At 68.8% G+C, this 23,635-nt stretch carries 38 protein-coding genes and 1 riboswitch; of the genes, 37 read left to right on the forward strand and 1 reads right to left on the reverse strand.

The annotated features are described in order from the left end of the window. Positions 1 to 13: 13 nt before the first annotated feature. From rplB to truA, 29 genes are all read left to right on the forward strand, one after another. The gene (gene rplB / locus CHC09_RS10660; protein WP_089292870.1) at positions 14 to 853 is read left to right on the forward strand and encodes a 50S ribosomal protein L2; all 840 of its coding nucleotides are present in this window, start codon (positions 14 to 16) and stop codon (positions 851 to 853) included. Positions 854 to 866: 13 nt separating this feature from the next. Further along, on the forward strand, positions 867 to 1,148 hold the full coding sequence (rpsS, locus tag CHC09_RS10665; protein ID WP_014687760.1) for a 30S ribosomal protein S19: 282 nt from the start codon (positions 867 to 869) through the stop codon (positions 1,146 to 1,148). 31 nt (positions 1,149 to 1,179) lie between these two features. Then, on the forward strand, positions 1,180 to 1,638 hold the full coding sequence (gene rplV / locus CHC09_RS10670; protein ID WP_089292871.1) for a 50S ribosomal protein L22: 459 nt from the start codon (positions 1,180 to 1,182) through the stop codon (positions 1,636 to 1,638). Further along, positions 1,638 to 2,477: a 30S ribosomal protein S3 gene (rpsC, locus tag CHC09_RS10675; protein ID WP_089292872.1), complete on the forward strand. Its 840-nt coding sequence runs from the start codon at positions 1,638 to 1,640 to the stop codon at positions 2,475 to 2,477. The genes rplV and rpsC overlap by 1 nt, the downstream gene beginning before the upstream one ends. Before the next feature lie 3 nt (positions 2,478 to 2,480). Then, complete coding sequence (gene rplP, locus CHC09_RS10680; RefSeq protein ID WP_014440729.1) at positions 2,481 to 2,906, forward strand: 50S ribosomal protein L16; 426 nt, start codon at positions 2,481 to 2,483, stop codon at positions 2,904 to 2,906. Next, positions 2,906 to 3,139 carry a 50S ribosomal protein L29 gene (gene rpmC, locus CHC09_RS10685; protein ID WP_089292873.1) on the forward strand — a complete coding sequence of 78 codons (234 nt, stop codon included), beginning with the start codon at positions 2,906 to 2,908 and terminating at the stop codon, positions 3,137 to 3,139. Before rplP ends, rpmC begins: the two co-directional genes overlap by 1 nt. After that, positions 3,136 to 3,411, forward strand: coding sequence for a 30S ribosomal protein S17 (rpsQ, locus tag CHC09_RS10690; protein WP_089292874.1), 276 nt, complete (start codon positions 3,136 to 3,138; stop codon positions 3,409 to 3,411). Before rpmC ends, rpsQ begins: the two co-directional genes overlap by 4 nt. Before the next feature lie 90 nt (positions 3,412 to 3,501). Then, positions 3,502 to 3,870 carry a 50S ribosomal protein L14 gene (gene rplN / locus CHC09_RS10695; RefSeq protein ID WP_007465279.1) on the forward strand — a complete coding sequence of 123 codons (369 nt, stop codon included), beginning with the start codon at positions 3,502 to 3,504 and terminating at the stop codon, positions 3,868 to 3,870. Beyond that, positions 3,867 to 4,187, forward strand: coding sequence for a 50S ribosomal protein L24 (rplX, locus tag CHC09_RS10700; protein ID WP_089292875.1), 321 nt, complete (start codon positions 3,867 to 3,869; stop codon positions 4,185 to 4,187). Before rplN ends, rplX begins: the two co-directional genes overlap by 4 nt. After that, positions 4,184 to 4,750, forward strand: coding sequence for a 50S ribosomal protein L5 (gene rplE / locus CHC09_RS10705; protein WP_179277061.1), 567 nt, complete (start codon positions 4,184 to 4,186; stop codon positions 4,748 to 4,750). The genes rplX and rplE overlap by 4 nt, the downstream gene beginning before the upstream one ends. A gap of 1 nt (position 4,751) precedes the next feature. After that, on the forward strand, positions 4,752 to 4,937 hold the full coding sequence (locus tag CHC09_RS10710; RefSeq protein ID WP_014440734.1) for a type Z 30S ribosomal protein S14: 186 nt from the start codon (positions 4,752 to 4,754) through the stop codon (positions 4,935 to 4,937). A gap of 76 nt (positions 4,938 to 5,013) precedes the next feature. Beyond that, the gene (gene rpsH / locus CHC09_RS10715; RefSeq protein ID WP_014440735.1) at positions 5,014 to 5,421 is read left to right on the forward strand and encodes a 30S ribosomal protein S8; all 408 of its coding nucleotides are present in this window, start codon (positions 5,014 to 5,016) and stop codon (positions 5,419 to 5,421) included. Between the two features lie 14 nt (positions 5,422 to 5,435). Then, positions 5,436 to 5,975, forward strand: a complete 540-nt coding sequence (gene rplF, locus CHC09_RS10720) for a 50S ribosomal protein L6 (protein WP_089292877.1) — start codon at positions 5,436 to 5,438, stop codon at positions 5,973 to 5,975. After that, positions 5,972 to 6,367 carry a 50S ribosomal protein L18 gene (gene rplR / locus CHC09_RS10725; protein WP_089292878.1) on the forward strand — a complete coding sequence of 132 codons (396 nt, stop codon included), beginning with the start codon at positions 5,972 to 5,974 and terminating at the stop codon, positions 6,365 to 6,367. The genes rplF and rplR overlap by 4 nt, the downstream gene beginning before the upstream one ends. Before the next feature lie 13 nt (positions 6,368 to 6,380). Next, positions 6,381 to 7,004, forward strand: a complete 624-nt coding sequence (rpsE, locus tag CHC09_RS10730) for a 30S ribosomal protein S5 (protein WP_089292879.1) — start codon at positions 6,381 to 6,383, stop codon at positions 7,002 to 7,004. Continuing rightward, positions 7,004 to 7,186 (forward strand): 50S ribosomal protein L30, encoded by a 183-nt coding sequence (gene rpmD, locus CHC09_RS10735; protein ID WP_014687772.1) that lies wholly within the window; start codon positions 7,004 to 7,006, stop codon positions 7,184 to 7,186. The genes rpsE and rpmD overlap by 1 nt, the downstream gene beginning before the upstream one ends. Next, positions 7,186 to 7,635: a 50S ribosomal protein L15 gene (gene rplO / locus CHC09_RS10740; RefSeq protein ID WP_089292880.1), complete on the forward strand. Its 450-nt coding sequence runs from the start codon at positions 7,186 to 7,188 to the stop codon at positions 7,633 to 7,635. Before rpmD ends, rplO begins: the two co-directional genes overlap by 1 nt. Before the next feature lie 231 nt (positions 7,636 to 7,866). Beyond that, positions 7,867 to 9,207: a preprotein translocase subunit SecY gene (gene secY / locus CHC09_RS10745; protein ID WP_089292881.1), complete on the forward strand. Its 1,341-nt coding sequence runs from the start codon at positions 7,867 to 7,869 to the stop codon at positions 9,205 to 9,207. A 74-nt stretch (positions 9,208 to 9,281) separates the two neighbouring features. Continuing rightward, positions 9,282 to 9,935 (forward strand): adenylate kinase, encoded by a 654-nt coding sequence (locus tag CHC09_RS10750; RefSeq protein WP_089292882.1) that lies wholly within the window; start codon positions 9,282 to 9,284, stop codon positions 9,933 to 9,935. A gap of 1 nt (position 9,936) precedes the next feature. Next, entirely contained in the window at positions 9,937 to 10,770 is an 834-nt protein-coding gene (gene map / locus CHC09_RS10755; RefSeq protein WP_089292883.1) for a type I methionyl aminopeptidase, read from the forward strand. A gap of 47 nt (positions 10,771 to 10,817) precedes the next feature. Beyond that, positions 10,818 to 11,255: a DUF1707 SHOCT-like domain-containing protein gene (locus CHC09_RS10760; RefSeq protein ID WP_239138339.1), complete on the forward strand. Its 438-nt coding sequence runs from the start codon at positions 10,818 to 10,820 to the stop codon at positions 11,253 to 11,255. 214 nt (positions 11,256 to 11,469) lie between these two features. Beyond that, positions 11,470 to 11,691, forward strand: coding sequence for a translation initiation factor IF-1 (gene infA, locus CHC09_RS10765; RefSeq protein ID WP_007073013.1), 222 nt, complete (start codon positions 11,470 to 11,472; stop codon positions 11,689 to 11,691). Between the two features lie 90 nt (positions 11,692 to 11,781). Then, positions 11,782 to 11,898 (forward strand): 50S ribosomal protein L36, encoded by a 117-nt coding sequence (gene rpmJ / locus CHC09_RS10770; protein ID WP_014687778.1) that lies wholly within the window; start codon positions 11,782 to 11,784, stop codon positions 11,896 to 11,898. Positions 11,899 to 12,051: 153 nt separating this feature from the next. After that, on the forward strand, positions 12,052 to 12,432 hold the full coding sequence (gene rpsM, locus CHC09_RS10775; protein WP_089292884.1) for a 30S ribosomal protein S13: 381 nt from the start codon (positions 12,052 to 12,054) through the stop codon (positions 12,430 to 12,432). Between the two features lie 17 nt (positions 12,433 to 12,449). Beyond that, a complete protein-coding gene (rpsK, locus tag CHC09_RS10780) occupies positions 12,450 to 12,857 on the forward strand; it encodes a 30S ribosomal protein S11 (protein ID WP_014440747.1) in 408 nt (135 codons plus the stop codon). Positions 12,858 to 12,872: 15 nt separating this feature from the next. Then, entirely contained in the window at positions 12,873 to 13,499 is a 627-nt protein-coding gene (rpsD, locus tag CHC09_RS10785) for a 30S ribosomal protein S4 (RefSeq protein WP_089292885.1), read from the forward strand. An 82-nt stretch (positions 13,500 to 13,581) separates the two neighbouring features. Further along, the gene (locus tag CHC09_RS10790) at positions 13,582 to 14,604 is read left to right on the forward strand and encodes a DNA-directed RNA polymerase subunit alpha (RefSeq protein ID WP_089292886.1); all 1,023 of its coding nucleotides are present in this window, start codon (positions 13,582 to 13,584) and stop codon (positions 14,602 to 14,604) included. 39 nt (positions 14,605 to 14,643) lie between these two features. Further along, on the forward strand, positions 14,644 to 15,162 hold the full coding sequence (rplQ, locus tag CHC09_RS10795; protein WP_089292887.1) for a 50S ribosomal protein L17: 519 nt from the start codon (positions 14,644 to 14,646) through the stop codon (positions 15,160 to 15,162). Between the two features lie 180 nt (positions 15,163 to 15,342). Then, positions 15,343 to 16,167, forward strand: a complete 825-nt coding sequence (gene truA / locus CHC09_RS10800) for a tRNA pseudouridine(38-40) synthase TruA (RefSeq protein ID WP_089292888.1) — start codon at positions 15,343 to 15,345, stop codon at positions 16,165 to 16,167. 46 nt (positions 16,168 to 16,213) lie between these two features. On the opposite strand, the gene CHC09_RS10805 is transcribed toward truA, so the two are convergent. Beyond that, the gene (locus tag CHC09_RS10805) at positions 16,214 to 16,990 is read right to left on the reverse strand and encodes a hypothetical protein (RefSeq protein ID WP_089292889.1); all 777 of its coding nucleotides are present in this window, start codon (positions 16,988 to 16,990) and stop codon (positions 16,214 to 16,216) included. A 95-nt stretch (positions 16,991 to 17,085) separates the two neighbouring features. Here CHC09_RS10805 and CHC09_RS10810 point away from each other — a divergent pair, with 95 nt between their 5' ends. The 8 genes from CHC09_RS10810 (at position 17,086) to thiD (ending at position 23,543) form a co-directional block, all read left to right on the forward strand. After that, complete coding sequence (locus CHC09_RS10810; RefSeq protein WP_089292890.1) at positions 17,086 to 17,706, forward strand: class I SAM-dependent methyltransferase; 621 nt, start codon at positions 17,086 to 17,088, stop codon at positions 17,704 to 17,706. Between the two features lie 26 nt (positions 17,707 to 17,732). Next, entirely contained in the window at positions 17,733 to 19,379 is a 1,647-nt protein-coding gene (locus tag CHC09_RS10815) for an ABC-F family ATP-binding cassette domain-containing protein (protein ID WP_089292891.1), read from the forward strand. Positions 19,380 to 19,487: 108 nt separating this feature from the next. Beyond that, positions 19,488 to 19,598: riboswitch (TPP riboswitch) on the forward strand. Then, on the forward strand, positions 19,592 to 20,176 hold the full coding sequence (locus tag CHC09_RS10820; protein WP_089292892.1) for a thiamine phosphate synthase: 585 nt from the start codon (positions 19,592 to 19,594) through the stop codon (positions 20,174 to 20,176). It overlaps the preceding riboswitch by 7 nt. Next, positions 20,173 to 21,189, forward strand: a complete 1,017-nt coding sequence (gene thiO, locus CHC09_RS10825) for a glycine oxidase ThiO (protein ID WP_089292893.1) — start codon at positions 20,173 to 20,175, stop codon at positions 21,187 to 21,189. Before CHC09_RS10820 ends, thiO begins: the two co-directional genes overlap by 4 nt. Continuing rightward, positions 21,180 to 21,380, forward strand: coding sequence for a sulfur carrier protein ThiS (gene thiS / locus CHC09_RS10830; RefSeq protein WP_089292894.1), 201 nt, complete (start codon positions 21,180 to 21,182; stop codon positions 21,378 to 21,380). Before thiO ends, thiS begins: the two co-directional genes overlap by 10 nt. A 2-nt stretch (positions 21,381 to 21,382) precedes the next feature. Beyond that, entirely contained in the window at positions 21,383 to 22,129 is a 747-nt protein-coding gene (locus CHC09_RS10835) for a thiazole synthase (protein WP_089292895.1), read from the forward strand. Continuing rightward, entirely contained in the window at positions 22,123 to 22,776 is a 654-nt protein-coding gene (locus tag CHC09_RS10840; RefSeq protein ID WP_089292896.1) for a thiamine phosphate synthase, read from the forward strand. The genes CHC09_RS10835 and CHC09_RS10840 overlap by 7 nt, the downstream gene beginning before the upstream one ends. Next, complete coding sequence (gene thiD, locus CHC09_RS10845) at positions 22,773 to 23,543, forward strand: bifunctional hydroxymethylpyrimidine kinase/phosphomethylpyrimidine kinase (protein ID WP_089293189.1); 771 nt, start codon at positions 22,773 to 22,775, stop codon at positions 23,541 to 23,543. The genes CHC09_RS10840 and thiD overlap by 4 nt, the downstream gene beginning before the upstream one ends. Positions 23,544 to 23,635: the final 92 nt, after the last annotated feature.

Genomic DNA, 23,635 nt, shown 5'->3' on the forward strand with positions numbered 1-23,635 from the left:
GGGGTTGTGAAACATGGCTATCCGTAAGTACAAGCCGACCACGCCGGGCCGTCGTGGCTCGAGCGTCGCCGACTTCGCCGAGATCACCCGGTCGACGCCGGAGAAGTCTCTGCTGGTTCCGCTGCCCAAGAAGGGTGGTCGCAACGTCCACGGCCGCATCACCACGCGGCACCAGGGTGGCGGTCACAAGCGGCAGTACCGGTTGATCGACTTCAAGCGGAACGACAAGGACGGCGTGCCGGCCAAGGTCGCTCACATCGAGTACGACCCGAACCGTACGTCCCGCATCGCGCTGCTGCACTACGCCGACGGCGAGAAGCGCTACATCCTCGCGCCGAAGGACCTGAAGCAGGGCGACCGCATCGAGTCCGGTGTCGGCGCGGACATCAAGCCGGGGAACAACCTTCCCCTGCGCAACATCCCGGTCGGTACGACGGTCCACGGTGTGGAGCTTCGTCCCGGCGGTGGAGCCAAGCTGGCCCGCTCGGCCGGCGTGGGCATCCAGCTGCTCGGCCGTGAAGGCGCCTACGCCACGCTGCGTATGCCCTCCGGTGAGATCCGGCGCGTCGACATCCGTTGCCGCGCGACGGTCGGCGAGATCGGCAACGCCGAGCAGTCGAACATCAACTGGGGTAAGGCCGGCCGTATGCGGTGGAAGGGCAAGCGCCCGACCGTCCGTGGTGTCGCCATGAACCCCGTCGACCACCCGCACGGTGGTGGTGAGGGTAAGACCTCCGGTGGTCGCCACCCGGTCAACCCGGCTGGTAAGCCGGAGGGCCGTACCCGCCGCAAGGGCCAGGAGAGCGACAAGCTGATCGTTCGCCGCCGCTACGCCACCCGCAAGCGCGGGTAACGGGAGTTAAAAGATGCCTCGCAGCCTGAAGAAGGGCCCGTTCGTCGACGACCACCTGCTCAAGAAGGTGGAAGTCCAGAACGAGAAGAACTCGAAGAACGTCATCAAGACCTGGTCGCGGCGTTCGACCATCATCCCGGACATGCTCGGACACACGATCGCCGTGCACGACGGGCGCAAGCACGTCCCGGTGTTCGTCACCGAGGCGATGGTCGGGCACAAGCTCGGCGAGTTCGCTCTGACCCGCACGTTCAAGGGTCACGAGAAGGACGACCGTAAGAGCCGTCGTCGCTAGTCAGTCCACGGATAAGAAAGGGGTTACAGCGATGTCAGTAAAGAACGACGCTCCGGCGCTTCCGGGCTCTCGCGCAGTTGCGAAGCACGTGCGTATTTCGCCGAGCAAGGCGCGCCGCGTGGTCAACCTCGTCCGCGGTCTGCCCGCGAAGGAGGCTCTGACGGTCCTGCAGTTCGCGCCGCAGGCGGCGAGCGAGCAGGTCTACAAGGTGCTCGCGAGTGCGATCGCGAACGCGGAGAACAACGAGCGGCTCGACCCCGACGCACTCCTCGTGAGCGAGGCGTTCGTCGACGAGGGTCCCACGCTCAAGCGGTTCCGTCCGCGGGCGCAGGGCCGGGCTTACCGGATCCGCAAGCGCACCTCTCACATCACTATCGCGGTCGAGGCGGTCCAGGTGGCCCGCCCGGCGAAGAAGGCTACGGCGAAGAAGGCCACCAAGGCCGCTGAGCCGGCTGCCGCCGAGTCCCAGAGCACGGAGGGTGCCGAGTAATGGGTCAGAAGGTTCACCCCACCGGGTTCCGCCTCGGCATTTCCACTGACTGGAAGAGCCGCTGGTTTGCGGACAAGCTCTACAAGGACTACATCGGCGAGGACGTCAAGATCCGCCGGATGATGTCCAAGGGCCTGGAGCGGGCCGGCATCTCGAAGGTGGACATCGAGCGGACCCGTGACCGGGTTCGCGTCGACATCCACACCGCCCGGCCGGGCATCGTCATCGGCCGTAAGGGCGCGGAGGCCGACCGGATCCGCGGCGAGCTCGAGAAGCTCACCGGCAAGCAGGTCCAGCTGAACATCCTCGAGGTGAAGAGCCCCGAGTCGGACGCTCAGCTCGTGGCGCAGGGCGTCGCCGAGCAGCTGTCCTCCCGGGTCAGCTTCCGTCGGGCGATGCGCAAGGCCATGCAGTCGGCCATGAAGAACCCGATCTGCAAGGGCATCCGTGTGCAGGTCTCCGGCCGTCTCGGCGGCGCGGAGATGAGCCGCACGGAGTTCTACCGTGAGGGTCGTGTTCCGCTGCACACGCTGCGGGCGAACATCGAGTACGGCTTCTTCGAGGCCCGTACCACGTTCGGCCGGATCGGCGTGAAGGTCTGGATCTACAAGGGCGACGCTGTTCCCGGTCGCGAGGTCGTCACCGAGGCTCCCGCGCGTCCGCGCCGGGACCGCGCTGACCGGCCCGAGCGTCCGCGTCGTGGCCGTTCCGGTTCGTCCGGCACGACCGCGGGTGGCACCGAGGCCGGCCGCGCTGCGGCTCAGGCCCGTGGCGGCGACAGCGACACCGCGAACGAAGCCGCGGCTCCGGCCCAGGCCGAAACGCAGCAGGAGGGCTGACACATGCTGATGCCGCGTAAGCCTCCGAAGGGCTTCCGCAAGCCGCACCACCCGGACCGCAGTGGCGCGTCCAAGGGCGGCAACCGGGTTGTCTTCGGTGAGTTCGGTATCCAGGCGCTGGAGCCCGCGTACGTGACGAACCGGCAGATCGAGTCGGCGCGTATCGCGATGACTCGCCACATCAAGCGTGGCGGCAAGGTCTGGATCTCGATCTTCCCGGACCAGGCTCTGACCAAGAAGCCGGCCGAGACCCGGATGGGTTCCGGTAAGGGTTCTCCCGAGTGGTGGGTGGCGAACGTCAAGCCGGGACGCATCCTGTTCGAGATGTCCTTCCCGAACGAGACGGTCGCGCGTGAGGCGATGCGCCGCGCGATCCACAAGCTCCCGATGAAGTGCCGCATCGTGACGCGCGAAGTGGGTGAAAGCTGATGGCAGCGGGCGTTAAGGCAGCCGAGCTGCGCGAGAGCTCCGACGAGGAGCTGGTCGTGAAGCTGCGGGAGGCCAAGGCGGAGCTGTTCAATCTTCGCGTGCAGCGCGCGACCGGGCAGCTCGACAATCATCGTCGGCTGCAGGTCGTCCGCAAGGACATCGCGAAGATCTACACGATCATGCGTGAGCGCGAGCTGGGGCTCTCGATCGCGCCGGATGAGGTGACGGCATGAGTGAAGAAACCACCACTGCCCCGCGCGCTCAGCGCAAGGTGCGTGAGGGTCTCGTGGTCAGCGACAAGATGGACAAGACTGTCGTCGTCGAGGTCGAGGACCGCGTCAAGCACGCGCTGTACGGCAAGGTCATCCGTCGTACGCGCAAGCTGAAGGTGCACGACGAGCAGAACGCTGCGGGCACCGGCGACCGGGTTTCGATCATGGAGACCCGTCCGCTCTCCGCCACCAAGCGCTGGCGGCTCGTGGAGATCCTCGAAAAGGCCAAGTGAGTACGCTGGGCCGGCTACGGCCGGCCCAGCGGACCATCGTTCCGCCAAGCTTCGGTACGCACGAAGAACTGGCAGACATAGGAGACAGACGTGATCCAGCAGGAGTCGCGACTGCGCGTCGCTGACAACACGGGTGCCCGGGAGATCCTGTGCATCCGCGTACTCGGCGGTTCCGGTCGCCGTTACGCGAGCATCGGCGACGTCATCGTGGCCACGGTCAAGGACGCCATTCCGGGTGCCGGTGTGAAGAAGGGTGACGTCGTGAAGGCGGTCGTCGTCCGCACCGCCAAGGAGCGGCGTCGCCCGGACGGCTCGTACATCCGCTTCGACGAGAACGCCGCCGTCATCATCAAGGACGGCGGAGACCCCCGCGGTACCCGCATCTTCGGCCCGGTCGGGCGCGAGCTGCGCGACAAGCGGTTCATGAAGATCATCAGCCTGGCGCCGGAGGTGCTCTGACCGTGAAGATCAAGAAGGGCGACACGGTCGTCGTCATCGCCGGCAAGGACAAGGGTGCCAAGGGCAAGGTCATCGCGGCCTTCCCGCGGCAGGACAAGGTCCTGGTCGAGGGCGTCAACCGAGTCAAGAAGCACGAACGCATCCGCACCAACCAGCGTGGTTCGAAGACCGGTGGCATCGTCACCCAGGAAGCCGCCATCCACATCTCCAACGTGCAGGTGGTGGACGACCAGGGTAAGCCCACCCGCATCGGGTACCGGATCGACGACAACGGCAACAAGGTCCGGATCGCGCGTACGACCGGTAAGGAAATCTGATGACCGCCGAGACCAAGACGCTGCCCCGTCTCCAGAGCAAGTACCGCACCGAGGTTGTGGCGGCGCTTCAGGAGCAGTTCCAGTACGGCAACCCCATGCAGCTCCCCGGCCTGGTCAAGGTCGTGGTGAACATGGGTGTCGGCGAGGCTGCCCGGGACGCCAAGCTCATCGACGGCGCGGTTCGTGACCTGACCACCATCACCGGCCAGAAGCCGCTGGTGCGTCGGGCGACCAAGTCGATCGCGCAGTTCAAGCTCCGTGAGGGCATGCCGATCGGCGCCAAGGTCACCCTGCGTGGCGACCGGATGTGGGAGTTCCTGGACCGGCTGCTGTCCATCGCCCTGCCGCGTATCCGCGACTTCCGCGGGCTGGACGGCCGCAAGCTGGATGGCCACGGCAACTACACGTTCGGCCTGACCGAGCAGTCGGTGTTCCACGAGATCGACCAGGACCGGATCGATCGCACGCGGGGCATGGACATCACGGTGGTCACCACTGCCACGACCGACGACGAGGGCCGGGCGCTGCTGAAGCTCCTGGGCTTCCCGTTCAAGGAGAACTGAAATGGCTAAGAAGGCGCTGATCATCAAGGCGGCCGCGAAGCCGAAGTTCGCCGTGCGCGCTTACACCCGCTGCCAGAAGTGCGGTCGTCCGCACTCGGTCTACCGCAAGTTCGGCCTGTGCCGGGTTTGCGTGCGGGACATGGCTCACCGTGGTGAGCTGCCCGGCGTGTCCAAGGCCTCCTGGTAACCGACTTAGAAATACCGCTTCGCCGTAGGCCTGCGTCCTACGCGGGAACCCCGGCGAGAAAGGTTGACGAATACCCATGACGATGACGGACCCGATCGCAGACATGCTGACGCGTCTGCGCAACGCCAACCAGGCGTACCACGACAAGGTGACCATGCCGTACTCGAAGATCAAGGCGAACATCGCCGAGGTCCTCAAGGCCGAGGGTTACATCGCGTCGTGGACGTCTGAGGAGCCCGAGGAGGGCGCGGTCGGCAAGCGTCTGGTCGTTGAGCTCAAGTACGGCCAGAACCGCGAGCGCAGCCTCGCCGGCATCAAGCGCGTCTCGAAGCCGGGCCTGCGGGTTTACGCCAAGTCCGACGAGCTGCCCCGCGTGCTCGGTGGTCTCGGTGTCGCGATCATTTCGACGTCCCAGGGACTGCTGACCGACAAGCAGGCCCGCAAGCGGAGCGTTGGCGGGGAAGTCCTCGCCTTCGTCTGGTAACTGGAGACTTTGACATGTCGCGAATCGGACGTAAGTCGATCCCGGTCCCGGCCGGCGTCGATGTCACCATCACGGGGCAGACCGTCAAGGTCAAGGGCCCCAAGGGCGAGCTCTCGCACACCATCGCCGAGCCGATCACGGTCTCGCAGGATGGTGGCGAGCTGGTCGTCAACCGCCCCAACGACGAGCGCAAGGCCAAGGAGCTGCACGGTCTGTCGCGCACCCTGGTCAACAACATGATCGTGGGCGTGACCGAGGGCTACAAGAAGACCCTCGAGATCAACGGCACCGGTTACCGCGTCACCGCGAAGGGCAAGGACCTGGAGTTCGCTCTGGGCTTCTCGCACCCGGTGAACATCGTGGCGCCGGCCGGGATCACCTTCTCGGTGGAGAAGCCGACCCAGTTCTCCGTGGCCGGCATCGACAAGCAGCTGGTCGGCGAGGTTGCCGCCAACATCCGGAAGATCCGCCCGCCGGAGCCCTACAAGGGCAAGGGCGTCAAGTACCAGGGCGAGGTCATCCGCCGCAAGGCTGGAAAGGCAGGTAAGAAGTGACCGCCACGCTGCTCAAGCGCCGCAATGGCGGCGGTGTCGCCTCCCGGCGGGCCGTTGGCAAGGCGCGTCGGCACTTCCGGGTCCGCAAGAACGTGCGCGGCACTGCCGAGCGTCCCCGTCTGGTCGTCACCCGGTCCTCGCGGCACATCACCGCGCAGATCATCGACGACCTCAAGGGCCACACGCTGGCTTCGGCCTCGACCCTCGACACCTCGATCCGGGGCACCGAGGGCGACAAGAGCTCGCTGGCCGGCAAGGTTGGTGCGCTCCTCGGGGAGCGCGCCAAGGCCGCGGGTATTTCCAAGGTCGTCTTCGACCGCGGTGGCAACAAGTACGCGGGGCGTATCGCCGCGCTTGCCGATGCCGCTCGCGAAGCCGGACTCGAGTTCTAGGAGGGATTGACCAATGCCTGGTCAGCAGCGCCGTGGCGGCGGGTCCGGCGGTAACACCGAAGGTGGCGGCCGCCGCGACAACCGTCGTGAGGGCGGTCGCGGTAACGCGCCCGTCGAGAAGACCCCCCACCTGGAGCGGGTCGTCGCGATCAACCGTGTCGCCAAGGTCGTGAAGGGTGGTCGTCGCTTCAGCTTCACCGCCCTGGTGATCGTCGGCGACGGTGACGGCACCGTCGGTGTCGGTTACGGAAAGGCCAAGGAGGTGCCCGCGGCGATCGCCAAGGGCGTCGAGGAGGCCAAGAAGCACTTCTTCAAGGTCCCGCGGATCGGTGCGACCATTCCGCACCCGATCACGGGTGAGGCTGCCGCGGGTGTCGTCCTGCTCAAGCCGGCGTCCGCTGGTACCGGTGTCATCGCCGGTGGTCCGGTGCGTGCCGTGCTGGAGTGCGCGGGCATCCACGACATCCTCTCGAAGAGCCTCGGCTCCTCGAACCCGATCAACATCGTGCACGCCACCGTGGCGGCGCTGAAGGGCCTCGAGTCCCCGGAGGCTGTCGCGGCTCGCCGTAGCCTGCCGGTCGAGGACGTGGCGCCGGCTGCGATGCTGGCGGCGCGTGCGGAAGCGGCGGTGCACTGATGGCTCGCTTGAAGGTCACCCAGATCCGGTCCGAGATCGGTCGTAAGCAGAACCAGCGGGACTCCCTGCGGTCGCTCGGCCTGAAGCGGATCAACGATGTGGTGGTCAAGGAAGACCGTCCCGAGATTCGGGGCATGATCTTTGCCGTGAACCACCTCGTCACTGTCGAGGAGGTCGAGTAATGGCGATCAAGATTCATGACCTGAAGCCGGCGCCGGGTGCCAAGACCAAGAAGACCCGTGTGGGTCGTGGTGAGGGCTCCAAGGGCAAGACCGCCGGTCGCGGTACCAAGGGCACCGGAGCCCGCAAGAACGTCTCGGCGGCGTTCGAGGGTGGGCAGATGCCCATCCACATGCGCCTGCCGAAGATGAAGGGCCTCCGGAACCGGCCGCGCAACAAGGTCGTCTTCCAGGTCGTCAACCTGGAGCGGCTCGCCGAGCTGTTCCCGAACGGCGGCGTGGTCGGCCCGACCGAGCTCGTGCAGGCCGGCGCGGTCCGCAAGGGCCAGCCGGTCAAGGTCCTGGGCTCGGGTGAGCTGGGCGGCGTGTCGCTGACGATTTCGGCGCACGCCTTCAGTGAGTCCGCCAAGGAGAAGATCGCAGCCGCTGGTGGTTCCACCACCGAGCTGTGAGGCTTGCGGGGATGCTCGTCCGGACACGCGTTCGGCGAGCATCCCCTTGTGGCGTCTGACCTGCACTTTTGTGTTTAGTTGTGACGCATTGCCGTACTGACGGCTACCGTGGCTGACCACGGCCCGCCAAGACTGTTAGAGTCCGTTCCCAGCTAGGGATATCGGTCATCCGGGCCGATGCCTTCCCCCCATACCGCCAACGAGGCGGTTACCTCGCGCAGGAGGAAGAAGTTGCTTTCCGCCTTTTGGAGTGCGTTGCGGACGCCTGACCTGCGCAAGAAGTTGTTGTTTACGGTGGCGATCATCGCCCTCTACCGGCTCGGCGCCACGCTGCCCAGCCCGGGCGTGTCGTACACCAATGTGCAGGCGTGTCTCAAGCTGACCGAGCAGTCGGACAACCAGGTGCTGAGCCTGTTGAACCTGTTCTCCGGCGGCGCATTGCTCCAGCTCTCCGTCTTCGCGCTCGGCATCATGCCGTACATCACCGCGTCGATCATCCTGCAGCTGCTCACCGTGGTCATCCCGCGCCTCGAGCAGCTCCGCAAGGAGGGTCAGTCCGGTCAGGCGAAGATCACCCAGTACACCCGCTACCTGACGCTGGGACTGGCGATCCTGCAGTCCTCGGCGTTCGTCGCCCTGGCGCGGACCGGCCAGCTCTTCGGCGGTCTCTGCGACCAGGACAACCCGCAGTACCAGATCATCCCGGAGAACAGCGGCATCCCGATCTGGCTGACCCTGACGGTCCTGGTGATGACCATGACCGCCGGCACCGGCATGGTCATGTGGCTCGGCGAGCTGGTCACCGACCGCGGCGTCGGCAACGGCATGTCCGTCCTGATCTTCACCTCGATCGCGGCCCGCCTTCCCGGTGAGGGCTGGACCATCAAGGAGTCCGCCGGTACCGGCAAGTTCCTCCTGGTGATCGCGCTGGTCCTGGTGATCATCGGCCTGGTGGTCTTCATCGAGCAGGCCCAGCGGCGCATCCCGGTGCAGTACGCCAAGCGCATGATCGGTCGCCGGATGTACGGCGGCACCTCGACCTACATCCCGCTGAAGGTGAACCAGGCGGGTGTCGTGCCGGTCATCTTCGCGTCGTCGCTGCTCTACCTGCCGACGCTGTACCTGCAGTTCTTCGACAAGAACAACCTGAAGCCCTACCAGGTCTGGATCCAGAACTGGCTCACGACCCCGACCAGCTGGCTGTACATCACGGTGTACTTCCTCCTGATCATCTTCTTCACGTACTTCTACGTGTCGATCACGTTCAACCCGACTGAGGTCGCGGAGAACATGAAGAAGTACGGTGGGTTCGTGCCGGGTATCCGCCCGGGCAAGCCGACCGCCGACTACCTGGACTTCATCCTCAGCCGGATCACCCTGCCGGGCGCGCTCTACCTGGGCCTGATCTCGGTCCTGCCGAACTTCTTCTTCATCTGGCTGGACAAGCAGCAGTACCAGAACTTCCCGTTCGGTGGCACCGCTGTACTGATCATGGTCGGTGTGGGTCTGGAGACGGTGAAGCAGATCGAGAGCCAGCTCATGCAGCGGAACTACGAAGGGTTCCTCCGGTAGTGGGTACGCGGAGCCGGGGGGCTCTGGCGTCGGCGGTTGGCGTGGCATCTTGCGACCGAAGCGAGGCGATGTAGGTGCGGCTGGTACTGGTGGGCCCTCCAGGGGCCGGCAAGGGGACCCAGGCTGAGTTCATCGCCGCCCATCTCGCCGTACCGAAGATCTCGACCGGGGACATCTTCCGGGCGAACGTGTCCCAGGGCACGCCGCTCGGTGTGGAAGCCAAGCGGTACATGGACGCCGGCCAGCTGGTGCCGGACGAGGTGACCATCAACATGGTCCGGGACCGGCTCGCCGAGCCGGACGCCGGCGACGGGTTCCTGCTGGACGGGTTCCCGCGCACGGTGCCGCAGGCGTCCGCCCTGGACAAGTTGCTGGCCGACCTCGGAACCGCGCTGGACCTGGTGATGGAGCTCGTGGTCGACGACGACGAGGTGATCCGGCGGCTCTCCGGCCGCCGGACCTGCCGGGGTTGCGGGAAGATCTGGCACGTCGAGTTCGACCCGACGAGCAAGGAGAACATCTGCGACCGGTGCGGGTCGGAGCTGTTCCAGCGGGACGACGACAAGGCCGAGACCATCGCCAACCGGCTGGTGGAGTACTCGGACAAGACCGCGCCGCTGGTCGACTACTACGGTGCCCAGGGCAAGCTCGTGGGCATCGACGCGACCGGGCCGGTCGAGGACGTCACCGTGCGCGCGATCGACGCCCTGCGGTCGTACGGGGGCTGAAATGCGTCGTCAGGAGCTGGACATTCAGCTGAAGACGCCGGAGCAGATCGAGAAGATGCGGGCGGCGGGCCTGGTCGTGCACGCCGCCCTGGAGGCGATGCGCGACGCGGTCGCGCCCGGCGTCTCCACCGCTGATCTCGACGCGGTCGCCGAGAAGGTGATCCGCGACGCCGGGGCCGTGCCGTCCTTCAAGGGCTACCACGGCTTCCCGGCGTCGATCTGCGCCTCGCTCAACGCGCAGGTGGTGCACGGCATCCCGAGCGCTCAGCAGATCCTCGCCGAGGGCGACCTGATCTCGCTGGACTGCGGCGCGGTCCTGGACGGCTGGCACGGCGACTCGGCGATCACGGTCGGCGTGGGCGAGACGGACCCAGCGCTGCTGCGGATGGCCGAGGTCGCCGAGGACGCGATGTGGGCCGGGATCGCGGCGGCGGCTCGTGGCGCGGCGAACGGCCGGGGCCGGCTCACCGACATCTCGTTCAACATCGAGAAGGTGATCCGCAAAGCCGGCCGGTACGGCATCGTCGACGGTTACGGCGGTCACGGCATCGGCACCGAGATGCACCAGGAACCGCACGTGCTCAACCACGGCAAGCCGGGTCGTGGCCCGCGGGTGATCCCGGGCATGGCGCTGGCCATCGAGCCGATGATCACGATGGGCTCGCCGCGCACGGTGGAGCTCTCCGACGGCTGGACCGTGGTGACCCGGGACGGGTCCCGCGCGGCCCACGTGGAACACACCATGGCGCTGCTGGACGACGGGGTGTGGGTGACCACCGCCCTGGACGGTGGCCGGGCCCGCCTGGGCGATCTGGTGACCGCGCGGCAGCCCTGAGCGGACCGGCCTAGGAACGCTGGCGCGAGCCTGGCATGCTGTGACCCATGGGGCGCGAGGGGATGCGGGCCGGCGACAGTGATCGGCAGCGCGTCGCGGATCAATTGAAGTCCGCGTTGGACGAGGGCCGGCTCGATCTGAACGAGTATGACGAGCGGGTCCAGCGGGCGTACTCCGCCCGGACCTATGCCGACCTTGACGGACTCCTCGACGACCTGCCCGGCACGGTTCCGGTGCAGCATGCCCAGGTCGAGCCGGTCCAGGTCGCGCACCCGGCGCCCGACGCGGCGCGGGTGCGGAAGGACCACAGCAGCCGGCACACCTTCCGGTCGGCCCTGACCGCCTTCCTGATCTGCACCCTGATCTGGGCGATCAGCTCCCTCAGCGCCGGCCAGGCGTACTATTTCTGGCCCGCCTGGGTCCTCATCCCGGTCGTGATCACGGCTGTCGGAGCGCTGACGGACCGCAATCGCCGCAGTCGCTGAGCGGGGCGTGACACGCCCGACCCCGGGTATGGGCGACCTCGGTTTGGTGTCCCCGAAACGTGCGCGTAGACTGGCTTGCTGGCGCGCAGCGTCCACTCCTTCATGTCCTCAGCGCTTCGAGGAACGGGGGAGCCGCGGCTGGTCCGAGCCCTCAGTGGCTCGGGTACGACGTTGCACAGCCTGCCCCAGAACCCGATGTCAGGTAGCGGAGGACATGCCTAAGAAAGACGGAGCCATCGAGATCGAAGGCCGAGTGATCGAGCCCCTGCCGAACGCAATGTTCCGCGTCGAGCTCGCTAATGGTCACAAGGTCCTGGCACACATCTCCGGGAAGATGCGCCAGCACTACATCCGCATCCTTCCCGAGGACAGGGTCGTCGTCGAGCTTTCGCCGTACGACCTGACCCGTGGGCGAATCGTCTACCGCTACAAGTGAGCGCCCTTCAACACGCCGGAGTCGTGTTGAAGGTGGTTCATCGGGTCGCGGGGATTTCACATCCCGTCTGACTGAGAGTTAAGGCAAACCGTGAAGGTCAAGCCGAGCGTCAAGCGGATCTGCAACAACTGCCGGATCATCCGGCGGCACGGCCGGGTCATGGTCATCTGCAGCACTGACCCGCGCCACAAGCAGCGCCAGGGCTGACACCCGCGCAGGATCCGCAACAAAGAACGAGCTCGTTCGGGTCGTCTCTCCTAGAGAGCGACCACACCCCCGGTCGGAGGCCGGGGCCCGCCCGGGCAGGCGGGGTGGAACGGGCACAGACCTCCGCGACAACAACGAGGAGTACGCCCAGCGATGGCACGTCTCGTCGGCGTCGATCTTCCCCGCGAAAAGCGGATGGAGATCGCGCTCACCTACATCTTCGGGATCGGGCGCACCCGGTCCGTCGAAGCTTTGAACGCTACGGCGATCGACCTGAACAAGCGCGCCAAGGACCTCACTGACGAGGAGCTGCTCAAGCTCCGCGAATACATTGAGGCCAACTTTAAGGTTGAGGGCGACCTGCGCCGCGAGGTCGCCGCGGACATCCGCCGCAAGGTTGAGATCGGCTGCTACGCCGGCATCCGCCACCGCAAGGGCCTGCCCGTGCGTGGACAGCGGACCCGGACCAACGCGCGTACCCGTAAGGGCCCGAAGCGCACGGTCGCCGGTAAGAAGAAGCCCGGTCGGAAGTAATAGGAGCGCACTGACTTATGCCACCGAAGGCACGCGCAGGGGCCGCAGTCAAGAAGGTCCGGCGCAAGGAACGCAAGAACGTCGCCCACGGGCAGGCGCACATCAAGAGCACCTTCAACAACACCATCGTGTCGATCACCGACCCGACCGGTGCGGTCATCTCCTGGGCCTCTTCCGGCCAGGTTGGCTTCAAGGGCTCCCGCAAGTCGACTCCGTTCGCCGCCCAGCTGGCCGCCGAGGCCGCCGCGCGCCGGGCCATGGAGCACGGCATGCGCAAGGTCGACGTGTTCGTCAAGGGCCCCGGCTCCGGCCGGGAGACCGCCATCCGTTCGCTGCAGGCCGCGGGTCTCGAGGTCGGTCAGATCTCCGACGTGACCCCCCAGCCGCACAACGGTTGCCGTCCGCCCAAGCGTCGTCGGGTCTAAGGGAGATCTAGAGCAATGGCTCGTTACACAGGTGCGGACTGCAAGCGCTGCCGCCGCGAGAAGATGAAGCTGTTCCTCAAGGGCAGCAAGTGCGATGGGCCGAAGTGCCCGTTCGAGTCGCGTCCCTTCCCGCCCGGCCAGCACGGCCGCGGTCGGACCAAGGAGACCGAGTACCTGCTCCAGCACCGCGAGAAGCAGAAGGCCCGCCGCGTCTACGGCGTGCTCGAGAAGCAGTTCCGCGGTTACTACGAGGAGGCTGTCACCAAGCCCGGCAAGACCGGTGAGGTGCTGCTGCAGATCCTCGAGTCGCGTCTCGACAACGTCGTCTACCGGGCCGGCTACGCCGCGTCCCGCGACGCCGCCCGCCAGCTGGTCAAGCACGGCCACTTCCTGGTGAACGGCGTCAAGGTCGACATCCCGTCGTACCGGGTGAAGGAGCACGACATCGTCACGCTCCGCGAGAAGTCGAAGGAGATGACCCCCTTCGTCGTCGCGCAGGCCCAGGCCGGTTCCCGTCCGGTGCCGGCGTGGCTCGAGCCCATCCCGAGCGAGATGAAGATCCTGGTGCACACGCTCCCGGCCCGCGCTGTCATCGACACGCAGGTCCAGGAGCAGCTGATCGTCGAGCTCTACTCGAAGTAATGACATGCCCGGTGCTTGAGAGAGCGCCGGGCATCTCAGACGGCCATCAAATAGCGGTTGGCCTGACAGAAAGAAGAACAGCGTGCTCATCAGCCAGCGGCCGACTCTCTCGGAAGAGTCGATCAGCGAGACCCGCTCCCGGTTCACCATCGAGCCGCTGGAGCCGGGTTTCGGCTACACCCTCGGTAACTCGCTCCGGCGCACCCTGCTGTCGTCCATCCCGGGCGCGGCGGTGACCAGCATCAAGGTCGACGGCGTGCTTCACGAGTTCACCACGATCCCCGGTGTCAAGGAGGACGTGGTCGAGCTGGTCATGAACGTCAAGGAACTGACCGTCAGCTCTGAGCACGACGAGCCGGTCAGCATGTACCTGCGCAAGCAGGGCCCGGGCGACGTGACCGCCGGTGACATCCAGCCGCCGGCTGGTGTCTCGGTGCACAACCCCGACCTGAAGCTGGCCACGCTGAACAGCAAGGGCCGGCTGGACATGGAGCTGACCGTCGAGCGGGGTCGTGGCTACGTCACGGCGGCGCAGAACAAGAACGCGGGCGCGGAGATCGGCCGGATCCCGGTCGACTCGATCTACTCGCCGGTGCTCAAGGTCACCTACCGCGTCGAGGCGACCCGTGTCGAGCAGCGCACTGACTTCGACCGCCTGATCATCGACGTCGAGTCCAAGGCGTCCATCTCGCCGCGGACCGCCCTTGCCTCGGCCGGATCCACCCTGGTCGAGCTCTTCGGTCTGTGCCGGGAGCTGGACGAGACCGCCGAGGGTATCGACATCGGCCCGTCGCCGCAGGACGCGCAGCTCGCTGCCGACCTGGCCCTTCCGATTGAGGAGCTGGACCTCACCGTCCGGTCGTACAACTGCCTCAAGCGCGAGGGCATCAACTCGGTGGGCGAATTGATAGGGCGTACCGAGGCCGACCTTCTGGACATCCGGAACTTCGGCCAGAAGTCCATCGACGAGGTCAAGATGAAGCTCGCCGGAATGGGCTTGGGCCTGAAGGACAGCGCGCCTTCCTTCGACCCGGCGCACGTCGTGGACTCGTTCGGCGACGTGGACTACGACACCGACGACTACCGCGAGACCGAGCAGCTCTAAGCTGTCGGGCTGGCGCCATCTTTTCAAGGAGCATCTGAAATGCCCACGCCCACCAAGGGTGCCCGCCTCGGCGGCAGCCCGGCACACGAGAAGCTCATCCTGGCCAACCTGGCCACCGAGCTCTTCCGGCACGGGAAGATCAAGACCACCGAGACGAAGGCCAAGCGGCTCCGCCCGCTGGCCGAGCAGCTCATCACGAAGGCCAAGCGCGGCGATCTGCACGCCCGTCGCCTGGTGCTGGCCACCGTGAAGGACAAGGACGTCGTGTACGCCCTGTTCGAGCAGATCGCTCCGCGGTACACCAGCCGTCCCGGTGGCTACACCCGGATCACCAAGACCGGCCCCCGCAAGGGCGACGCCGCTCCGATGGCGATCATCGAGCTGGTCGAGGAGGCCACGGTCGCGGCCACCGCTCCCGCGGCCGCCGCCGCTCGTAAGGCCACGGCGCAGCAGGACAAGGTCGAGGCTCTGGCCCCGGAGGAGACGGTGCCCGCCGCCGTCGCCGACGACCAGGACGCCGAGGGTGCCAAGCCCGAGGGCGACGACACCAAGGCGTAAGTACTTCTGGATCGGCCCGGCATCCGAATGGGTGCCGGGCCTTTCCTTTGTTCGCGGAAGTTCAAGTTCAACCCCATTTCGCTGTACGACCTACGACTCCCGTCCGCAGGCTCGCGCCACGCCCCGTGGCAGCGGCGACGCGAGGCTCGTCGTGGTCCGGGCCGAGGAGCGCGCTGCGGCATGACGGAAACCATCCGCCTACGACTCGACGTCTCGTACGACGGCGCCGAATTCTCCGGCTGGGCCGCCCAGCCCGGCCGGCGGACGGTCGCCGGCGTCCTGGTCGAAGCTCTGCAGCGCATCCTCGGCGCTTCGGGGCCCGAGACGCCGCTGGGCCTGACCGTGGCCGGCCGCACCGACGCCGGGGTGCACGCCACCGGCCAGGTGTGTCACATCGACTTCCCCGCCGAACGCTATGCCGAACTCTCCGCGTCCCTGCTCCGGCGACTGAGCGCGCTGATGCCGCCGGACGCCCGGGTCAAGAGCGTGGTGCCGGTGCCGGACACCTTCGACGCGCGGTTCTCGGCCACGTTCCGGCGGTACGAGTACCGGGTCTGCGACGACGGCTGGGGTCCGGAGCCGCTGCGGCGCTACGACACCCTGGGCTGGCCGCGGCCGCTCGACCTGGACCGGCTGAACGCCGGCGCGGCGGGGCTGCTCGGCGAGCACGACTTCGCCGCCTTCTGCAAGCGCAAGGAGCACGCCACCACGATCCGCGCGATCGCCCGGCTGGACTGGCGCCGCGAGGCGGACCGGACGCTGGTGCTGACCGTGCAGGCCGACGCGTTCTGCCAGGCGATGGTGCGCAGCCTGGTCGGCGCGATGCTCGCGGTCGGTGAGGGCCGCCGCGCGCCGGAGTGGCCGGCGAAGCTGCTCACCCTGCGGGAACGCTCCAGCGAGGTGGCGGTGGCTCCGGCGCACGGCCTGACCCTGGTCGCGGTCGGTTACCCGGAAGCCGACGAGTACGCCGCCCGCGCCGACGCCACCCGCCGCCTGCGCGCCTGAGCCACCGTCAGCGGTCGCTCGCCGCGTGCGCGCTCCGCGGATCGCCTCAGCCGCGGCGGCCGAGGACCTGGTCGCTCAGATAGGTGTCGAGCAGATGCCCGGTGATCTGCGGCAGCCGGGGATCCCCCTGGATCGGGACGGGCCCGCCACCCGGCGCGGTGATCGCGCAGTAGATCAGGTAGTGCCCGCGCGCCCGCCAGCCGATCGGAGTGCCCGGCGGCATCGGCCCGCCCGACATCCCGGTGAAGCTCCCGTCACCGGTCTCGACCAGGACACGGACCCGGTCGGCGACCGCGGCCGCGCTCTGCGAGTCGGCGAGGTTGAGGATCCCGGCGGTCATCTCGTATCCGCCGTCCGGGACGGTCAGGACGGCGCGGACCGCCTGGGAACAGCCGTACCCCGAAAGGGTGGATTGCAGGTCGCCGGTGACCGCGACCGTGCAATCGGTCTGGACCAGCGCGTTCTCCACCCGGTAGCCGCCGGCGCCGGCCGGGAACGCCTCCGGCACCGTCAGCGGCTCCGGGTCGGCCGCGCGGGAGACGAGACCCTGGTCCCGGGTGGCCGGAGCGGAGCGCTCGTCGGCGACGATCAGGAAGCCGAGCGTCATGCAGATGCCCAGCACGATCAGGGCGGCCAGGCCGCGGGTCAGCAGGTGCATGGTCGGATACGGCTCACGCCAGACGTGCCGCCGGCGGCGGGCCTGAGTCCGGGGATGCTGGCGGTGCTGACCGGCCGAGGCCCGGGGGAGGCGTCGGATCAGGAGACTCAGGTCGAGGGCCGGGGTGGCGCGATGGGCGGAGCGGTTCGGGGTGGCGTACCGCATGGATGACAACGTAGGAGCGCACGTCGATCTATGAACGCACAACCAGTCCGGCACCCCGTCGCCGCCGGGTCGTTGTGGCGCGGGAGACTGACCGGGTGACCGCCGAGCATTACTTCAGCACCGACCCGGACGCTCCGATGCGCCGGAGTGAGATCGAGTTCAGCGTGGCCGGCCGGGACTACCGGCTCGCCGTCGCCTCCGGGGTGTTCTCCGCGGGCCGGTTGGACCCCGGCACCGCGGTGCTGCTGCGCAAGGCCGGCCTGCCCGGCCCGGACACCGAGGGCGCGCTGCTCGACCTCGGCTGCGGGTACGGCCCGATCACCTGCGTGCTGGCCACCGAGGCGCCCCGGGCCACCGTCCACGCGATCGACGTCAACTCCCGCGCCCGTGACCTGACCGCGGAGAACGCCGCCAAGCTCGGTCTGGCCGCCCGGGTCCGGGTCGCCGCGCCGGACGACGTGCCGGGCGACGTTCGGTTCACCCAGATCTGGAGCAACCCGCCCACCCACGTCGGCAAGGCCGAGCTGCACGCCCTGATGGACCGGTGGCTGCCCCGGCTCGCCCCGGACGGTGTCGCCTGGCTGGTGATCAACCGGAACCTCGGCGGTGACTCGCTGCACACCTGGCTCACCGAGCGGGGCTGGCAGGTCGAGCGGATCGCCAGCCAGAAGGGTTTCCGAGTGCTGAGGGTGACAGGGAAACCGGCTGTCGCCTGAGGCCGCGACCCGGCAGGATGCCGGACATGGGTTACGTGGATGTCGCCGGCGTCGGGTTCGTGCTGCCGGACGGCCGGGAGCTCTTCACCGACGTCGCGTTCCGGGTCGGTGAGGGTGCCAAGGTCGCACTGGTCGGGCCGAACGGGGCGGGCAAGACCACGCTGCTGCGGATGGTGGCCGGGGACATCCCGACCCAGAGCGGCTCGATCGCGCGCTCCGGTGGGCTGGGCGTGATGCGCCAGTTCATCGGCATGATCGGTGACGACCGGACGCTGGAGGACCTGGCCCTCTCGCTGGTCGCCCCACCTCTGCGGGCCGCGGGCGAGCGGCTGCGGAGCGCCACGGCGGCGCTGGACGAGACCGAGAAGAGCCAGCTGGCGTACGCGAACGCGCTGGCCCACTGGGGCGAGGCCGGTGGCTACGACGCCGAGGTGCTCTTCGACACGGTCGCCGTCTCGATCCTCGGCAAGCCGTGGGACGAGGCGCGGAGCCGGATCGTGCGGACTCTCTCCGGCGGCGAGCAGAAGCGGTTCGCCCTGGATCTGCTGCTGCGCGGCGGCGACGAGGTGCTGCTGCTCGACGAGCCGGACAACTTCCTGGACGTGCCCGCCAAGCGCTGGCTGGAGCAGCGGATCCGGGAGTCGAACAAGTCGGTGCTGTTCATCTCGCACGACCGGGAACTGCTGGCGCAGACCGCCGACCGGGTGGTCGCGGTCGAGGGCGGGGGCGCGTGGACCCATCCCGGTGGGTTCGCCTCCTGGCACGAGGCCCGGTCGAACCGGCACGACCGGATGGAGGAGCTGCGCCGGCGCTGGGACGAGGAGCACGAGAAGCTCCGTGAGCTGGTGTTCACGCTCAAGAACAAGGCGGCCTTCAACGACGGCCTGGCCTCGCGTTATCAGGCCGCACAGACCCGGCTGCGGAAGTTCGAGGAGGCCGGTCCGCCGCCGCTGCCGCCCAAGGAGCAGTCGGTACGGATGAACCTGCGCGGTGGCCGCACCGGCAAGCGCTCGGTGATCTGTGAGCAGCTCGAGCTGGAGAACCTGACGTTCCCGTTCGACCTGGAGATCTGGTACGGCGACCGGGTCGCCGTGCTGGGCGCGAACGGCACCGGCAAGTCGCACTTCCTGCGCCTGCTCGCGGCCGGCGGCAGCGAGCCGGACCTGGAACACAAGCCGGTCGACGGCGCGCCGCTCGCGCATGTTGCGCACGCCGGGGTGGCCCGGCTCGGCGCGCGGGTCCGGCCCGGTCACTTCTCGCAGACCCACGACCGGCCGGAGCTGGTGGAGAAGACTCTGGTCGAGATCCTCTGGCGGGGCGACGAGCACCGGTCCGGCATGGACCGCGCCGGGGCGATGAAACACCTCAGCCGGTACGAGCTGTCGGCCCAGGGCGACCAGCGGTTCGGCACCCTCTCCGGTGGGCAGCAGGCGCGTTTCCTGGTGCTGCTGCTGGAGCTTTCCGGGGCGACCCTGCTGCTGCTCGACGAGCCGACCGACAACCTTGACCTGGCCTCGGCGGAAGCGCTGGAGGAGGGGCTGAAGGGGTTCGACGGGACGGTGATAGCCGTCACCCACGACCGCTGGTTCACCCGGTCCTTCGATCGCTTCGTGCTGTTCAGGGGCGACAACGAGGTGGTGGAGGTTCCCGAGCCGATTTGGGACGTGCGCTGAGTTCAATGGCTCCGCTTCGCTCCGCGAGCGAATGCCTTGTAACCGAGTCACAAGTCATCGGCGGCATCCGCTGGCTTTCTCAGTCACCAACGGGTTATGGTCCCGTTACAACAACCCCACGGGAGTCCGGGCATCGGGCTGAGAGGGGGGCTGACGCCGCCCCCGACCGTCGAACCTGATCCGGGTCATGCCGGCGCAGGGAGGAGTGCGTCATGGGCGCTTTTTTGTTCCCGAAACTGCACGTCATCACTGATTCACTGGACGTCGTCCGTGGTGTGGCTCAGCCGGGCGTGGCCGTTCAGATCCGGGTCAAGACCACCGAGGCGCAGGCGTACGCGCTGGCCGTCGAAGCGGTCGGAATCTGCCGGGCGGCGGGCGCGATGTGCCTGGTCAACGACCGGGTCGGGGTCGCGCTCGCGGCCGGCGCGGACGGTGTGCACGTGGGCGCCGACGACCTGCCGGTCGCGGCCGCGCGGCGGGTGCTCGGACCGGGCGCGGTGGTCGGGGCGACGTGTCGTACCGCGGAGTCGGCGCGGACCGCGGTCGCGGACGGCGCGACCTACCTCGGCGTCGGGCCGGCCTTCGACACCTCCACCAAGGACGGGCTGCCACCGCCGCTCGGGCCGGAACGCGTGGCGGCCGTGGCCGCGGCCGTTCCCGGCACCCCGGTGCTGGCGATCGGTGGCATCACCCTGAACCGGGTTCCGTTGCTCGCCACGCACGGGATCGCCGCCGTCGCGGCCTTCACGACCGATCCCGAGGAGACGGCCGCCGCGTTCCTGGCTGCGCTGGCATGAGGGCCGGCATCGTCGGCGGCGGGATCATCGGACTGGCCATCGGTGCCGAGCTGCTGCGGCGCGGCGCGGACGTCACGGTCTACGACCCGGAACCGGCCGGCTCCGGTGGCGCCTGGCACGTGGCGGCCGGGATGCTCGCCCCGGGTGGTGAGTCGGTCTTCGAGTTCCCGCGGCTGGAGCAACTCCTCGAGGCCGCCAACGCGCTGTGGCCGGAGTTCGCGGCCGCCCTCGGCGACGTCGGCTACGACGACGCGGGGACCCTGGGCGTGGCGCTGACCGCGGACGACGTGGCGGAGATGGCCCGCGAGTGGAAGCACCAGAAGCTGTCGCCGCTCACCGGATCACAGCTGCGGGACCGGGAACCGGCGCTGTCACCGCGGATCCGGGCCGGCGCCTACGCGGCGACCGAGCGGCAGGTCGATCCACGCCGGGTGGTCGCGCGTCTCCGGGAGATCCTGAGTGGACGAATCCGGGCGCGGCTCGTCTCCGACCTGTCGGGGCTGGACGAGGACGTCGTGGTCGTGGCGGCCGGATGCGGCACCGCGACCCTCACCGGGCTGCCGATCCGGCCGGTCAAGGGCCAGGTGCTCCGGCTGCGTGGCGAGCCCGGCCTGCTCCGGCACGTGATCGACGGCGCCGCCGACGGCCGGCACGTCTACCTGGTGCCCCGCGCCGACGGCGAGGTGGTGGTCGGCGCCACCCAGGAGGAGCGCACCGACCGGCAGCCGACCGCCGGCGGCGTGCACGACCTGCTGCGCGCCGCCCTGGATCTGGTGCCCGGCCTGTCCGAGCACGAACTGGCCGAGGTCACCGTCGGCCATCGCCCGGGGACCCCGGACAACGCCCCGATCATCGGGCGGCTGACCGATCGCGTCGTGGTCGCCGCCGGGCATCACCGCAACGGGGTGCTGCTCACCCCGATCACCGCACAGCTCGTCGCCGACCTGGTGCTCACCGGTTCGGCCGACCCGATCATCGACGAGTTCACTCCCGGGAGGTTCGGATGCGCCTGATCATCAACGGCCGGCACGAGACCCGGCCGGCAAGTTGCTCGGTGGCCGTGCTGGTCGCCGAGATCACCGAGGCACACCGCGGCGTCGCGGTCGCGGTGAACGGCTCGGTCGTGCCGCGCTCCACCTGGTCGCAGGTCGACCTGACCGACGGCGACGCGGTCGAGGTCCTCACCGCGGCCCAGGGCGGTTGACCATGGATCTGTTGCCGGAGAACGGACTGATTCTCGGCACGGGCGGCGCCAACAGCCTCGCGGCGCTGGAGGAGGCGATCCGGGCGTCGCAGACCGACCTGGTCACGGTCGCGTTGCGGCGGGTCGAGGCGGCCGGTCCGGGTCTGCTGCCGATGCTCGAGCGGGTCAAGGTGCGGATCCTGCCGAACACGGCCGGCTGCTTCACCGCCGGGGATGCGATCAAGACGGCGCGGATGGCCCGGGAGGCCTTCGAGACCGATCTGATCAAGCTGGAGGTGATCGGGGACGAGCGGACCCTGCTGCCGGACGGTGTCGAGCTGCTCCGGGCGGCGGAGGTGCTGGTCGCGGAGGGGTTCACGGTGTTGCCGTACACCTCCGACGACCCGGTCCTGGCTCGCCGGCTGGCCGACGCGGGATGTGCGGCGGTCATGCCGGCCGGCTCGCCGATCGGCTCCGGCCTGGGGATCGCCAACCCGCACCACATCGAGCTGATCCGGCAGAGTGTGGATGTTCCGGTGGTGCTGGACGCCGGCATCGGCACGGCCTCGGACGCCGCGCTCGCGATGGAGCTGGGCTGCGACGCGGTGCTGGTCGCGAGCGCGATCACCCGGGCCGACGACCCGGCGGTGATGGCGACGGCGATGCGGCACGCGGTGGCGGCCGGGCGGCTGGCCCGGGAGGCCGGGCGGATCCCGCGACGCTTCCACGCTCTCGCGTCGACCTCGGACGAGGGGATCCCGGTGTGGTGACGCCGGACGGTCTCGTGGTGCTGACCGATCGCCGGTCTGCCGCTGGGCCTACCGATCGGCGGTCCGGTTCCGGGCCGCTGGTGGAGGTGGTGGCGGCGGCGGTACGCGGTGGCGCCGGCTGGGTGGTGCTGCGCGAACGTGATCTGCCGTACGAGGAGCGGGTCGCGCTCCTTGAGGAGCTGCGGGTGGTCGTTCCGCCGGGGCGCCTGATCGTGGCCGGCGCCGACCCGCTCGGTGGTGGCGCGGTGCACCTGGCCGCGGCGGATCCGGTGCCGGCCGGGGTGTCACTGATCGGGCGCTCCTGCCACGGCACCGAGCCGATGTCCGACGTGGACTACGTGATGCTCTCGCCGATCTATCCGACCGCGACCAAACCCGGGTACGGGCCGCCGCTTGGTGCTGGGCACGCGGCCGAACTGGCCGGTGACGTGCCGTGGCTGGCGCTGGGCGGCGTCGACTCGGCGGCCCGCGCGGCCGAGTGCGCGGCGGCCGGAGCGGCCGGGATCGCGGTGCTCGGCGCGATCATGCGGGCGGCGAATCCGGAGCGGGTCGCCCGGGTGCTCTCCGGTGCTTTCGCCGCCGCCAAGGCCGCTTCCCGGCCGGTCGAGCGTGCCATGGGTGCCGGCCAGGGAGGTGGGGCGTGGTGACGCCGCCGGTGGTGCTGACGATCGCCGGGTCGGACTCCGGTGGGGGCGCCGGGATTCAGGCTGACCTGAAGACGTTCGCGGCGCTGGGGGCGTACGGGGCCTCGGTGCTCACCGCGATCACCGCGCAGAACACCCGCGGCGTGACCGGGATTCATCCGGTGCCGGCGGAGAGCGTCGCCGCGCAGCTGGACGCGGTGCTCGGTGACCTGCCGGTGGCCGCGGTCAAGGTCGGGATGATCGGGGACCCGGCGGTCGCCAAGGTGATCGCCGAACGCGCCGCCGACCTGCCCAACCTCGTCGTGGATCCGGTGCTGGTGGCGACCTCGGGGAGTCGGCTGGGGGAGGCCGCGGTGGTCTCGGTGCTCATGCCGTACGCCCAGGTCGTCACGCCGAATCGGCATGAGGCCGGCGCCCTCGTCGGGCGTCTCGTCGAGACCGCCGAGGAGATGGCCGCGTCAGCGGCGGAGATCGCCGCGACCGGGCCGCGCGCCGTGGTGGTGACCGGCAGCGAGCTCGCGCTCGACGTCCTCTGGCACGACGGCGGCCTGTCGACGCTGCGCGGGGAGTCCGTGCCGACGCCGAACAACCACGGGTCGGGGTGCACGTTCTCATCCGCGATCGCGGTGCGGCTGGCGGCGGGTGACCCGGTGCCGGTGGCGGTCGCCGCGGCCAAGGAGTACGTGACCGGGGCGCTGCGGGGCGGCGCCGGATGGCGGCTGGGCGCCGGGCCCGGACCGCTTGATCACTTCTGGAACAACCGGGTCTGAGCGGCCCGGTCGTCTGATGGAACAGCCGGGCTCAAGCGGCCCGGTCGTCCGAGGAAAGTTCGAAAAGGACAAGCTCCGGCGGGGGCGCTCGT

It is taken from the genome of Actinoplanes regularis (genome assembly GCF_900188005.1).
Lineage (GTDB): Bacteria > Actinomycetota > Actinomycetes > Mycobacteriales > Micromonosporaceae > Actinoplanes > Actinoplanes regularis.

Coding starts and splice junctions, on each gene's coding strand:
- truA (WP_089292888.1), top strand. CDS start 15,343: ATGACGGAAACCATCCGCCTACGACTCGACGTCTCGTACGACGGCGCC.
- rplQ (WP_089292887.1), top strand. CDS start 14,644: ATGCCCACGCCCACCAAGGGTGCCCGCCTCGGCGGCAGCCCGGCACAC.
- rplP (WP_014440729.1), top strand. CDS start 2,481: ATGCTGATGCCGCGTAAGCCTCCGAAGGGCTTCCGCAAGCCGCACCAC.
- rpsH (WP_014440735.1), top strand. CDS start 5,014: ATGACGATGACGGACCCGATCGCAGACATGCTGACGCGTCTGCGCAAC.
- rpsD (WP_089292885.1), top strand. CDS start 12,873: ATGGCTCGTTACACAGGTGCGGACTGCAAGCGCTGCCGCCGCGAGAAG.
- thiO (WP_089292893.1), top strand. CDS start 20,173: ATGAGGGCCGGCATCGTCGGCGGCGGGATCATCGGACTGGCCATCGGT.
- rplO (WP_089292880.1), top strand. CDS start 7,186: ATGGCGATCAAGATTCATGACCTGAAGCCGGCGCCGGGTGCCAAGACC.
- rplF (WP_089292877.1), top strand. CDS start 5,436: ATGTCGCGAATCGGACGTAAGTCGATCCCGGTCCCGGCCGGCGTCGAT.
- rpmC (WP_089292873.1), top strand. CDS start 2,906: ATGGCAGCGGGCGTTAAGGCAGCCGAGCTGCGCGAGAGCTCCGACGAG.
- rpsC (WP_089292872.1), top strand. CDS start 1,638: ATGGGTCAGAAGGTTCACCCCACCGGGTTCCGCCTCGGCATTTCCACT.
- rpmD (WP_014687772.1), top strand. CDS start 7,004: ATGGCTCGCTTGAAGGTCACCCAGATCCGGTCCGAGATCGGTCGTAAG.
- CHC09_RS10835 (WP_089292895.1), top strand. CDS start 21,383: ATGGATCTGTTGCCGGAGAACGGACTGATTCTCGGCACGGGCGGCGCC.
- CHC09_RS10820 (WP_089292892.1), top strand. CDS start 19,592: ATGGGCGCTTTTTTGTTCCCGAAACTGCACGTCATCACTGATTCACTG.
- rpsE (WP_089292879.1), top strand. CDS start 6,381: ATGCCTGGTCAGCAGCGCCGTGGCGGCGGGTCCGGCGGTAACACCGAA.
- CHC09_RS10710 (WP_014440734.1), top strand. CDS start 4,752: ATGGCTAAGAAGGCGCTGATCATCAAGGCGGCCGCGAAGCCGAAGTTC.
- rpsQ (WP_089292874.1), top strand. CDS start 3,136: ATGAGTGAAGAAACCACCACTGCCCCGCGCGCTCAGCGCAAGGTGCGT.
- rpsS (WP_014687760.1), top strand. CDS start 867: ATGCCTCGCAGCCTGAAGAAGGGCCCGTTCGTCGACGACCACCTGCTC.
- rpsM (WP_089292884.1), top strand. CDS start 12,052: ATGGCACGTCTCGTCGGCGTCGATCTTCCCCGCGAAAAGCGGATGGAG.
- rpsK (WP_014440747.1), top strand. CDS start 12,450: ATGCCACCGAAGGCACGCGCAGGGGCCGCAGTCAAGAAGGTCCGGCGC.
- thiS (WP_089292894.1), top strand. CDS start 21,180: ATGCGCCTGATCATCAACGGCCGGCACGAGACCCGGCCGGCAAGTTGC.
- CHC09_RS10805 (WP_089292889.1), bottom strand. CDS start 16,990: ATGCGGTACGCCACCCCGAACCGCTCCGCCCATCGCGCCACCCCGGCC.
- infA (WP_007073013.1), top strand. CDS start 11,470: ATGCCTAAGAAAGACGGAGCCATCGAGATCGAAGGCCGAGTGATCGAG.
- CHC09_RS10815 (WP_089292891.1), top strand. CDS start 17,733: ATGGGTTACGTGGATGTCGCCGGCGTCGGGTTCGTGCTGCCGGACGGC.
- CHC09_RS10760 (WP_239138339.1), top strand. CDS start 10,818: ATGGGGCGCGAGGGGATGCGGGCCGGCGACAGTGATCGGCAGCGCGTC.
- rplV (WP_089292871.1), top strand. CDS start 1,180: ATGTCAGTAAAGAACGACGCTCCGGCGCTTCCGGGCTCTCGCGCAGTT.
- map (WP_089292883.1), top strand. CDS start 9,937: ATGCGTCGTCAGGAGCTGGACATTCAGCTGAAGACGCCGGAGCAGATC.
- rplB (WP_089292870.1), top strand. CDS start 14: ATGGCTATCCGTAAGTACAAGCCGACCACGCCGGGCCGTCGTGGCTCG.